Raw genomic sequence first — 11618 nt, forward strand, 5'->3', positions numbered from 1 at the left:
TTTATTTCTAAACTTTTAAGCTAATTTTTTTAACCCATAACTTTTGCCATGGTATCTATATATACGTTTTTAACTTTTGCGGCAGAGTTGTCCCACTTTAAGTTATCGACTTCGTCTTTCCCAAGCTCTTTAAACATTGTTGACAGAGCCTTGTAATGTAACAGACCGTAAATAGCATCAGCCATAGCGTCAACATCCCAAAAGTCAACTTTTACGGCATGTTTCAATACTTCCGATACGCCCGATTGTTTGCTAATAATAACTGGAACGTTACTTCGCATGGCTTCAAGTGGCGATATTCCAAATGGTTCTGATACAGAGGGCATTACATATACATCGCTCATGGCAAACATTTTTGTTACTTCGGGACCTTTCAAAAATCCTGTAAAGTGAAAATTATCAGCAATTCCCAGAGTTGCAACTCGTTTAATCATTCTGTTAAGCATGTCGCCAGAGCCTGCCATTACAAATCTAACATTAGGATCTCTTTGTAACACCTTGAGAGCACTTTGTACAAAATAGTCTGGACCTTTCTGGTAAGTAATTCTACCTAAGAAAGTTACTATTTTTTCGGGTATATATTTTTTATATTCTGCACGTTCACTCTCATCGGCTTCAACAGCGTTATGAACGGTAACAACTTTGTCGGGAGCTATTCCGTACTTATTTATTATTATACTGCGGGTAAAGTTACTCACTGAAATAACAGTATCGGCTTCGCTCATTCCCATTTTTTCTATTCCGTACACCTGATGGTTAATATTGCCTTCTCCGCTTCTGTCGTATTCTGTGGCGTGCATATGAACCACAAGAGGTTTTCCTGTAGCACGTTTAGCCGCAACACCTGCTGCATATGTTAGCCAGTCGTGTGCATGGATTATATCGAAGTCAGATTTTAATTGTCTGGCTATGACGGAAGCGACCATTGCATAACGGCTTACTTCTAACATAAGGTTTTTTCCGTACGCTCCTGAAAACTTGAACTTCCTTCCGAGTATTTTCTCCGACGTTATTGTATCGTGTTTAACGTCTTCATTAACTAAAATTTCATACTCTTCGGGTGATAGGTATGGTATTATATTGGAACCAACTTCAAAATAACGCATCTGTTCGTAAAATTCTCCAAAGCTAAAGTTTCGTTCGCTGAATTCAACTCCTTCGGCTGCATGAAGCGTTATTTGGCTTTGATCTTCACCACCGTAAACCTTTGGAACTACAAAATGTACTTTAACTCCGTTGAACGCCAAGCCTTTTGTAAGTCCATAACAAGCTGTTCCTAATCCTCCCGTAATATGTGGCGGAAATTCCCACCCAAACATCAAAACCCTCATAATTTCTATATTTAAAAAATACTATTTGTCAGTTGACACTAATTTATCCATTAACATTTTAATTTGCAGTACTGAGGAAACGCTCCATGCTTGCGAAATAGCTCCTCGTGGTTGATGTGGAGGGTCGCCGTCATACATCTCATTTATAGTGCTAATACCGCGTACTGTCATATCCTCTTCGAAATTGAAGAAAATTTTATTTAATTCAGGCATAGCATCTTTGCCATACACCGACACAAGAGCTTTTGCGTAAAATTCAAGTAACCAAGGATGAACAGTTCCCTGATGATATGCCTGTTCTCGATCTGAATGTGAGCCGGTGAAATATGGTTTATATCTTTCATCAGCAGGGCTTAGTGTACGTAATCCTTTTTTAGTTAGCAATTTATGCTTAATGCAGTTTATTACATCAACCTTTTGATTGTCGTCAAGCATTGAGTAAGGCAATGCTGCAGCTATTATTTGATTTGGTCTTATGCTTTGAACTTGTTGCTGCGTTGTGCAATAGTCGGCAAGATAATTTTCTTCAGAAATCCAAAATTTATTTATAAAGGATTGTTTTGTGACAGCGGGAATATGCTCCCATTTTTTCAAGAACGCTTTATCATTTAGCTCTTTTGCTATTTCAACAGCAAAACAAACAGCATTGTACCATAAAGCATTTACTTCAACAGCATATCCTTTTCTTAATGTTACAGGTTTGTTTTTATCACGTGCATTCATCCATGTTTGAGGATAATTGTCTAATCCAGAGTAGATTAAGCAGTGATCAGTCATTTTTATATTACATTCTGTACCTGTATAGTAGTTATCTAAAATTGATTTGATAGATTTCCAGTATTTTTGAGTTAATGTGTCGAATGATATATGATCTTTGAGCTGTTGTATGGCATAAATAAACCATAGTGGAGTATCTACACTTTTTTCTTGCTCAATATTACCTCCATTCAATGATTGAGGAAATAATCCATTTTTAAGTTGTTTCTGAGCAGTGTCGAGAACGTCCATAAATCTCTGATATTTGTTTAATGGCAATGTTATGCCTGGTGCAGCTATAAAAGCGTCGCGAGATCGTGAATCAAACCAGTGATAACCTGCCACTATGTAAGTGTTTTTTCCTTGTTTTTCAATAAATTGGTGTGCAGAGTTGTAAAGACAGTTTTCAAAGTTTGTACGAGGTATACGGCCTTTTTCTACAGCTGCAAAGCGTCTTTTCATTTTTAACGCACTCATAGGTTCAGTGCCTGCAACTAATACAACGGTTTCTCCCTTTCGCATAGGTAATTCAAAATATCCGGGAGTAAAAAGATCTTCCTTGTATGGGTATCCACGCTCTTGTTCTTCTTGATATTCAATGTTGTAAAACCAGTCTGGCATGTGAACAAACTCGGGTGTTTTATTTGTTTGCATGTATAGATATGGGTACTCTTCATACATTTTTATTCTGATACCATTGTCAATCATTTCTGGTCTTACATTGGCATACATATTTGCTTTGGAAAGTTCGTGAACACCGCGGAATGCAAGTAATGATTTGAGTCTTAGGGTGATAGGTTTGGGAGTTTCGAGAACCGTATATCTTATTAACGCTCTACATTCTTCGTCATCTAGAATTTGCTCAACACCTAGTTTAACATCCCCGACATTGTAAACAATAGTTGGAACAACGTCAACCGACAAATATTCAATATACTTGTGTCCTCTTGGTTCATATACTCCACCACTAAATTTATGTATTCCAAGATTAAATTCATATTTGTCAAATACAATGGTCGGCATTACCATGCTTAACAAAACATGTCTGTTATTATCATTTTCTTTTATTGGACAAACCAATAGTCCGTGATATTTTCTTGTGTTACAGTTAATTATGGTTGTACTTCCATAAGCTCCAGAACGATTAGTTCGAATAAACTCATGTTTAAGAGAAAATTCCAGGTTTATTAATTGGTCTTTTTCAAATTTCAAGTAGCTCATATCTAGGGTGTTAAATATATATACTTTTTATCTAGAGATTGCATAAATATAATAATTTTTGTCAATTCTCATGTTTATTTTTGGCAATAAATGAGTGAATTTATTGTTACAAAATTTTTAATGTTTATAAATCCCATATGTTTTACATATAAAACATTCCGTATCTGTTTTATAATGACGTTTATATAAAAAAGGCTTATTGTATTGAATTGGTGTAAAATGTATATGTATATCACGAAAAAAGAGTTTGTTACATAGGTCTCAGTACATTATCGACACCTTGTATCTTTCTTAATTTTGACATAATATCATTCAAATCCTCTATGCTTCTCACATATAGTTCAAAAGAACCATCAAAAATACCGTCGTGAGTGTAAATATTTATAGAACGTATATTTACATCTAACTCTTTACTTAAAACTGTAGTGATGTCACTAACTAATCCAATTCTGTCTACTCCAGATATTCTTAAATCCGACAAAAATGCTTTCTGTTCCCGACTAAACCAATCTACTTCAACTATTTTATTTCCTTGTTGTGAAGATAGTCTTACGGCTTCTGGACAACTAACATGATGTATCTCAATAATGTTTTGATGCATTTTAAATCCCATTACAGGATCTCCGGGAATAGGTCTACAACAGTCAGCCAATGTGTAATTGTACTTTATATTATTAGTTGTTGGTTTATCAGCTTCTTTTGTGGTGTTTTCTTTGCTTTTAATAGTCCAGAACAATATTTTTTTCTCAGGTGAGCTTTGTCTAAGTATTTTTCTCAGGATATCTAAATTTAGTTCTTGTTCGGATAAATAGGCAAAAACAAATCTGTCTTCCTTGTCTTGTTCAATATCGTAATGTAATTTTACTTTTTCAATGATTCTTGGTGTTACAGTTAAATTCAGCTCGGTTAGTAAATTGTTTAATTTTTTTTGTCCAACATTTGCTTTTTTATCTACTTCCTGATTTATTGCTTTGCGTAAACTATATCGAGCCTTAGCAGTTTGCACAATATTAAGCCAATCAAAACTTGGTTTTTGCTTTTGTGATGTAATAATCTCAATTTGATCACCATTTTTTAGTTCATAGCTTAGTGGCATGTTTCTGTGGTTTACTTTGGCAGAAATTGCTCTATTCCCAATGTCTTCATGAATAGCATATGCAAAATCCAAGGCAGTTGCTCCTTGAGGAAATGAATGCATATCCCCTTTAGGAGTAAAAATAGTTATTTTTGATGTTGTTAAAATTGATTTTATGTTATCCATAAATTCATCAGTATCGGGGTCTGCTGTTACAATTGCTTCGCGCATTATGTCGTACAAGTTGTCAAGCCCCCCTTCATTACTTTGATTGCCTTTATATTTAAAATGAGCTGCATGGCCAAATTCGGCAATTTCGTCCATTCTTCTTGTCCTTATTTGGACTTCTACCCATTGTCCATTCGGTCCCATTACGGTTGAATGCAAAGATTCGTACCCGTTTTCTTTTGGTGTAGTTACCCAATCTCTTAATCTGTCTGGCCGAGGAGTATAAATATCGGTAACTATAGAATAAATTTTGAAGCATTGTTCTTTTTCACTACCCTCATCTTCTTTTGGCGTGAAAATTATTCTGATTGCAAATAAATCATATATCTCTTCAAATGGTATTCCTTTTTTTATCATTTTTTGATATATTCCATATAAACTTTTAGGGCGACCGGAAATATCAAAATCGTACTTTTTTTCAGTAAGATGAGCTGCAATAGGAAGCGAGAACTTGTTAATAAACATTGTTCTTTGGGCATCAGTGTTTTTAAGCTTTCGTTCTATTTCGGCGCACTCTTTCGGTTGTTTAATTCTAAAAGCATTATCTTCTAACTCGGTTTTTATGGTGTACAAGCCTATACGATGAGCGATAGGGGCAAAAATATAAAAAGTTTCTGATGCTATTCTTAGCTGTTTGTGGCGTGGCATCGAGTCTAAAGTACGTATGTTGTGTAATCTGTCTGCCAATTTTATCAGCATAACTCTAATGTCTTGCGACATCGTTATCAATATTTTCTTAAAATTTTCTGACTGCATTGAGTTTGTTACACTAATCGCACCGCTTATTTTCGTTAAACCATCAACCATTATGGATATTTCCTCGCCAAACTCATTTTTTATCTCTTCAACTGTAACTTCCGTGTCTTCAACCACATCGTGCAAAAGTGCAGCAACCATTGACGTTGTTCCCAAGTTTAATTCCGTACAACAGATTTGTGCAACATAAATAGGATGCAGAATGTATGGTTCTCCCGATTTACGCCTTGTAGGGTAATGTGCTTTATGTGCAAACTCGAAGGCTTTTCGTAGCAACTTTATTTTTTCATCGTCATGGCAACGTGGACACGATGAAATTAAATTTTCAAAACTTGACAGTACATATTTTTGTTCTTGAAGAGTAAAATCCATTTTTGTTTTTGTAATTATATAAAAAACTTTATATCGTACTTTTAACGGTTAAAATTAGTCATTAATTTTAAACTTATACCTAATACAGCCTAAATTTATAAGTTTGTCAACACAACTATTTTAATAAATATTATCTTGTTTAGGTTGCTTCTAAAAATTGATTATTTTTGCATCCTGTTAACCTGCATTTTTATGTAAAAATATTGGATAATAGAGTTTTAGCTATTAAAAGCATAACCTGCAATCAAAATTCGAAAAAACAGATATTATATAAGCATTAAATAGGTTTTTTGCTATTTGTACCGTTTACAATTTATAAAACAATGAAGTCAAGAATCGCAATTGCAATACTTAATTGGAACGGCGTTCATTATCTCGAAAAATTTTTGCCATCCATTATTGAACATTCAACACATCACGATATTTCAATATGGATTATTGACAATGGCTCTACAGATAATTCGGTATCGTTTGTGAAAAATAATTTTCAACAGGTAAATTTAGTCTGCTTAGACAAAAACTATGGATTTACCGGTGGATACAATAAGGGATTGCAAAAGATTGATGCAGAATATTATATAATATTAAATTCAGATATTGAGGTTACTCCAAATTGGATATTTCCGATAATTAATGAATTTGAGAAAAATGAAAAAATAGCTGCAGCAGCCCCAAAACTTCTGTCATATACTGATAGAGATACTTTTGAATATGCTGGCGCAGCAGGAGGCTTTATCGATTATTTAGGATATCCGTTTTGTAGAGGTCGTATAATTTCAAAACTTGAAAAGGATTACGGACAATATGATACTTCAATTCCCGTTTTTTGGGCAAGTGGAGCGTGTATGTTTGTCAGAGCTGAGGTTTTTCATAATCTTGGAGGATTCGATGACAATTTTTTTGCTCACATGGAAGAGATTGACCTATGTTGGAGAATGAAAAACGCCGGTTATCAGGTCTATAATTGTCACAATTCGGCAGTTTACCATGTTGGAGGAGGAACCCTCCCAAATGATAGCCCTAAGAAAATATTTTTAAACTATAGGAATAATCTTTTACTTTTATACAAGAATCTTAAAAAAAGAAATTTGGTAAAGGTTTTGTTCATACGCTTTTTCTTGGATTTAGCCTCAGCGTTGATATTTTTTATACAGGGTAAATTTAAGTTTTCGTTGGCAATGTTTAAAGCCTATCGGAGTTTTTTTTCAATGCGTAAGCAGTACAGTATCAATAGGGTAGGCTTGAAAACCTTTCCTGAAATATGGACAAAAAGCATTGTAATTAACTTTTTTATTTTAGGCAAAAAGAAATTTAGCGATTATATTAAATAAAATCATTTCATTAAATTTAAGTACTTTGATGCCCTAATTTACGTTGACTGTATTAAATCATACTAATTTGTAAAATTTATAATACTATTATTCAAATGAAAGATTTGTTAATTGTTATTGTAGCATTTCTATTTGTTACCTTTAATCTAAATGGTAAAAATTTTAACCCGATTTTACTGCAAAATCAAAATTATCAGAATGATACAATTGGCTCAGATTTAACTAATTATATTATAGAGCAAGCATTTTTAAAAATAGATTCGTTAGAAAATGTGATTGATATATACTCTGATTCAATTGCTGAATTTCAACAAATGGTTGAGTCAGACAATATGTTTTCTAACTCAATGTTACTTAGGGCGGATTCGTTAAAACAAGCTTGTGATCATTGGGAACATACAGCAGATTCAATAGAAAAAAAATATCAAAAATTAACCGAAGATAATGTTGACTTGAACAATAAAATAACTGATCTACGTCAGGAAATATTGAAACAAAAGGAACTTATTGAAAATCAAACAGCACAGCTAAAAGAAAAGGATGCAATAATTAAACAAAAAGAGGAGTTATACAATCTCGCAGTTCTAGATTCCAAAATAGGTTTAGTGACCTTAGAAGGTAAACTAAGTGCAAAAGAGCAAGAGACATCGGGTAGGTTACGAGAAATAGAATTGCTAAGACAAAGCGTTCAAGAAAAACAGCGCGATATAGATCGTAAAGATGAAGAGATATCGAAAATGTCTTCTAAGTATGAAGAAAATAAAAGGACTATTGATTCGCTTCGCGACACTCTGTCAATGGCTCAACAATCTTATATTAAGGTAGATCAAGAGCGAAAGCATGCAAAATTAGAAGCAGCAGAGTTGAGAGCCCGACTCGCTTCAAGAGATAAGCGTGAAAAACAAGTCGCTGTTGTTCAAGGGGTTGCGTTGCGAACATATAGAACACCCCTCTATATGTTGGCTCCAAAAGATATTAATAACTATGAGAGTTATGAGATAACTAATGAAAATGCAGGAAGTGTTGAGTTTGATTTAATTACTGGCGCGACTGTTCGTTTAGTAAAATTGTCAAAAGAGGAAGCGCGCTATACTACAGATTTTGGTTGGTTTATCGGATTTGGTGGAAAAAACCTGTTTAAAAACTTTTATTTTGGTCCAAATATCAAAATATTTGACTTTTTACATATCAATGCAGGTGTAAATATCGCAGAATTTCGTGTTCTCAAAAAGGGATTTAGCGAAGGAGATGTTTTACCCTTAGGCGTTTCAATCCCGACAGTAAATCAATGGAAATTTAATGCCTACTTTACACTTTCCTTTGATTTTGAGTTGATAACACAAGTAGCTGGTAAGTTAAAGTAGGAGAGATGTAGCACTCAGTTTTCGTTTTTATTCTTTAGTTTTCTACAACTACTAAATGCTTATTTAGAGGGATTTATTACAAAACCTGAATCTTTATTATTGTTAGTTGTATCATGGTTGCAAACCATTTAGGTTTTAATGTGATCTTAAACTGAAAAATTTAGTAAATTAGCGCACGCTAAAACAAAAACTATGAATATATATCAGGTTTTTACTCGACTCTTTCGTGTTGATGAAGGCATGAATGTTCCTTTTGGCACGATTAAAGAAAATGGATGCTCAAAATTTAATCACTTTTCGGTTGAAGCGTTAAATGAGTTCGTTAAGCTTGGAATAACGCACGTATGGTTTACCGGTGTTATAAGGCACGCTTCGTGTACAAAATATGTTGAATATGCTCTACTACCTGATAATCCCCGCATAGTAAAAGGTGTTGCAGGCTCGCCATATGCAATTAAAGATTATTTTGATGTTGACCCTGATTTATCAGAAAACATACCAAACCGTATGGATGAGTTTGAACAACTTGTCAAAAGATGCCATGACGTTGGTTTAAAGGTTATTATTGATTTTGTTCCCAATCACGTAAGCAGGAATTATTTTTCACAAAAACTACCCTTAGGCATTTCAAATATTGGTAGTGATGATATTGCTAATAAGCAATTTAACCCAAATAATAACTATTATTATGTAGGTAAACGATTGACTTTACCAGACAAAATTAATTTTCCATATACAATTGATTCTGAAGATTATATTGAAGAACCTGCAAAAGCTACGGGTAACAATGTCTTCAATTCAAAACCAAATATAAATGATTGGTATGAGACGGTAAAATTGAATTATGGCGTAAATTATAAAAATAATAGTAGTCATTTCAGTCCTATTCCCGACACATGGCATAAAATGTTGGATATACTGCTTTTTTGGGCAAAAAAGGGTATAGACGCTTTTCGTGTTGATATGGCAGAAATGGTTCCAGTCGAGTTTTGGAATTGGGCAATTGCAAATGTCAAACAACACTACCCCGATCTGTTATTTATTGGAGAGGTATATAATCCACAACAATACAGGAATTTTATTTACCATGGAGGGTTTGATCTTTTATACGACAAGGAGCAGTTTTATAATTTTATGCGTGAAATAATTACGAATAAAGGCTCGGCAAAACTTTTAACCGACTGTTGGTGGAAACAAGAAGGATTGGACAAACACTTGGTGCGCTTTCTTGAAAATCATGATGAGCAAAGAATAGCCTCAAAGCAATTCTGTAATAATCCTTTCTATGTCCAATCCGCTATGGTTGTTGCTGCAACAATGCACCGAGGTCCTTTGATGATTTATTTTGGACAGGAAATAGGTGAAAAAGCTGCTGATAGTGAAGGTTTTAGCGGTTCAGATGGAAGAACCACAATTTTTGATTATTGGCGTATAGAAGAGTATCAAAAGTGGGTCAACTACGGTAAATTCAGTGTTAATAAATTATCAGATGAGCAACAAAAATTAAGAAAATTTTACTCTGATTTGCTGAACTTAAGACAAAAATATAGACAAATACTAGATTCCTCCTTTTTCGACCTAATGTATGTCAATCAAAACAACTTAGATATTGATAAGATTTTTGCTTATTTACGATATTTTGAACACAATATCTTATTAGTTGTTGCTAATTTTGACTGCAACAAAAAACACTCATTTACGCTCAACTTTCCTGAACATGCGTTTGAAATGATTGGTCTAGACAGAGGTAAGTCATTAAATATTAAAGGAGTCTTTTGCAATAACGATACAATCTTAACCTCTGTCAACGAATTGATAATAAGTGGCTTACAAATAGATATTGATAAGCATACTGCCTATATTTTTCAAATATCAGTAGAGTAGAGACGCAGCATCTCAGTCTCTACTTGAAAATATGTGATAATCCGTTTAATTCGTGTTATTTGTGTTCTATTCCTCGTACTTAAAGAGATTTATGTTATGCTTTAGTTTTTTAGCCTTAGTCTCCAAGTACCTTTTATTGTAACACGTTACCTCTCCTTCAATTCTCACATTTCCAACGATTTGAAGGTTGTAACCCTCTAAGCCAATGCGTTTTACAGGATTGTTTGTTAAAAGGCGCATTTTGCGAACGTTTAGTTGTCTGAGAATTTGTGCACCTATACCATAATCGCGCTCATCAGCGGCAAAGCCCAATTCTATATTAGCTTCCACAGTATCTAAACCCTCTTCCTGCAATTTATACGCTTTCATTTTATTCATCAGTCCAATACCGCGTCCCTCTTGCATAAGATATACTATTACTCCACGTCCCTCTTTTTCAATCAGTTCCATTGCTTTATGTATCTGGTCTCCGCAATCACATCGAAGGCTACCGAAAATATCGCCTGTCATACAGCTTGAGTGCACCCTAACTAAAATCTCTTCATCTTCATCCCATTTCCCTTTTATAAGGGCAATGTGTTCAAGTCCGTTACTTTTTTGCAGAAACGGAATCAGATGAAAATGCCCGTATTTTGTTGGCATATCAACTTCAACTCCTTTAATAACAAGGCTTTCTGTTTTTAATCTATATGCAATAAGTTCTTCAATGCTAATTATTTTCAGGTCGAATTTTTTGGCAATTTCCAATAGCTGTGGTAGTCGTGCCATTGTGCCATCTTCGTTCATTATTTCAATCAAAGCACCGGCAGGATATAGTCCTGCTAATCTGGCTAAGTCAACAGCTGCTTCCGTATGTCCTGCCCTACGTATCACTCCACGTGATTTGGCGCGTAAAGGGAAAATATGCCCCGGGCGACCAAATGTCTCCGGCTTGGAATTTGGGTCACACAATGCTCTAATAGTTTCAGCACGGTCATGCGTTGAAATGCCAGTTGTACAACCCTCAAGCTTGTCTATACTGACCGTAAACGGAGTTGCATGAATGGAAGTATTGTCAGTAACCTGCATATTCAACTCCAACTCTGCACAACGTTCTTCTGTCAAAGGAGCACACAGAAGTCCGCGCCCTTCTTTGACCATAAAATTAACCATCTCAGGGGTTATCTTTTCTGCAGCACAAATAAAATCGCCCTCGTTTTCGCGATCTTCGTCATCTACGACTATTACAATTTTACCTGCCTTGATATCTTCAACTGCTTCTTCTATCGTGTTTAGTAGTCTAGTGTTTGTCATTATATAT

General features: G+C 34.5%; 7 protein-coding genes. 3 read left to right on the forward strand and 4 right to left on the reverse strand.

The window, feature by feature from the left end; all coding sequences use genetic code 11:
* Positions 1–29: 29 nt before the first annotated feature.
* The 3 genes from GX311_08205 to GX311_08215 form a co-directional block, all read right to left on the reverse strand.
* On the reverse strand, positions 30–1319 hold the full coding sequence (locus GX311_08205; GenBank protein ID NLK16364.1) for a glycosyltransferase family 4 protein: 1290 nt from the start codon (positions 1317–1319) through the stop codon (positions 30–32).
* A gap of 33 nt (positions 1320–1352) precedes the next feature.
* Positions 1353–3308: an amylo-alpha-1,6-glucosidase gene (locus GX311_08210; GenBank protein ID NLK16365.1), complete on the reverse strand. Its 1956-nt coding sequence runs from the start codon at positions 3306–3308 to the stop codon at positions 1353–1355.
* Between the two features lie 250 nt (positions 3309–3558).
* The gene (locus tag GX311_08215; GenBank protein NLK16366.1) at positions 3559–5739 is read right to left on the reverse strand and encodes a bifunctional (p)ppGpp synthetase/guanosine-3',5'-bis(diphosphate) 3'-pyrophosphohydrolase; all 2181 of its coding nucleotides are present in this window, start codon (positions 5737–5739) and stop codon (positions 3559–3561) included.
* 323 nt (positions 5740–6062) lie between these two features.
* Here GX311_08215 and GX311_08220 point away from each other — a divergent pair, with 323 nt between their 5' ends.
* From GX311_08220 to GX311_08230, 3 genes are all read left to right on the forward strand, one after another.
* Positions 6063–7070 (forward strand): glycosyltransferase, encoded by a 1008-nt coding sequence (locus GX311_08220; protein ID NLK16367.1) that lies wholly within the window; start codon positions 6063–6065, stop codon positions 7068–7070.
* 95 nt (positions 7071–7165) lie between these two features.
* The gene (locus tag GX311_08225; protein NLK16368.1) at positions 7166–8434 is read left to right on the forward strand and encodes a hypothetical protein; all 1269 of its coding nucleotides are present in this window, start codon (positions 7166–7168) and stop codon (positions 8432–8434) included.
* 192 nt (positions 8435–8626) lie between these two features.
* Positions 8627–10318 carry an alpha-amylase gene (locus GX311_08230; protein NLK16369.1) on the forward strand — a complete coding sequence of 564 codons (1692 nt, stop codon included), beginning with the start codon at positions 8627–8629 and terminating at the stop codon, positions 10316–10318.
* A 66-nt stretch (positions 10319–10384) separates the two neighbouring features.
* On the opposite strand, the gene GX311_08235 is transcribed toward GX311_08230, so the two are convergent.
* Positions 10385–11611 (reverse strand): bifunctional 3,4-dihydroxy-2-butanone-4-phosphate synthase/GTP cyclohydrolase II, encoded by a 1227-nt coding sequence (locus GX311_08235; GenBank protein NLK16370.1) that lies wholly within the window; start codon positions 11609–11611, stop codon positions 10385–10387.
* Positions 11612–11618 lie beyond the last annotated feature (7 nt).

This window comes from Bacteroidales bacterium (genome assembly GCA_012519055.1).
Taxonomy (GTDB): domain Bacteria; phylum Bacteroidota; class Bacteroidia; order Bacteroidales; family Salinivirgaceae; genus JAAYQU01.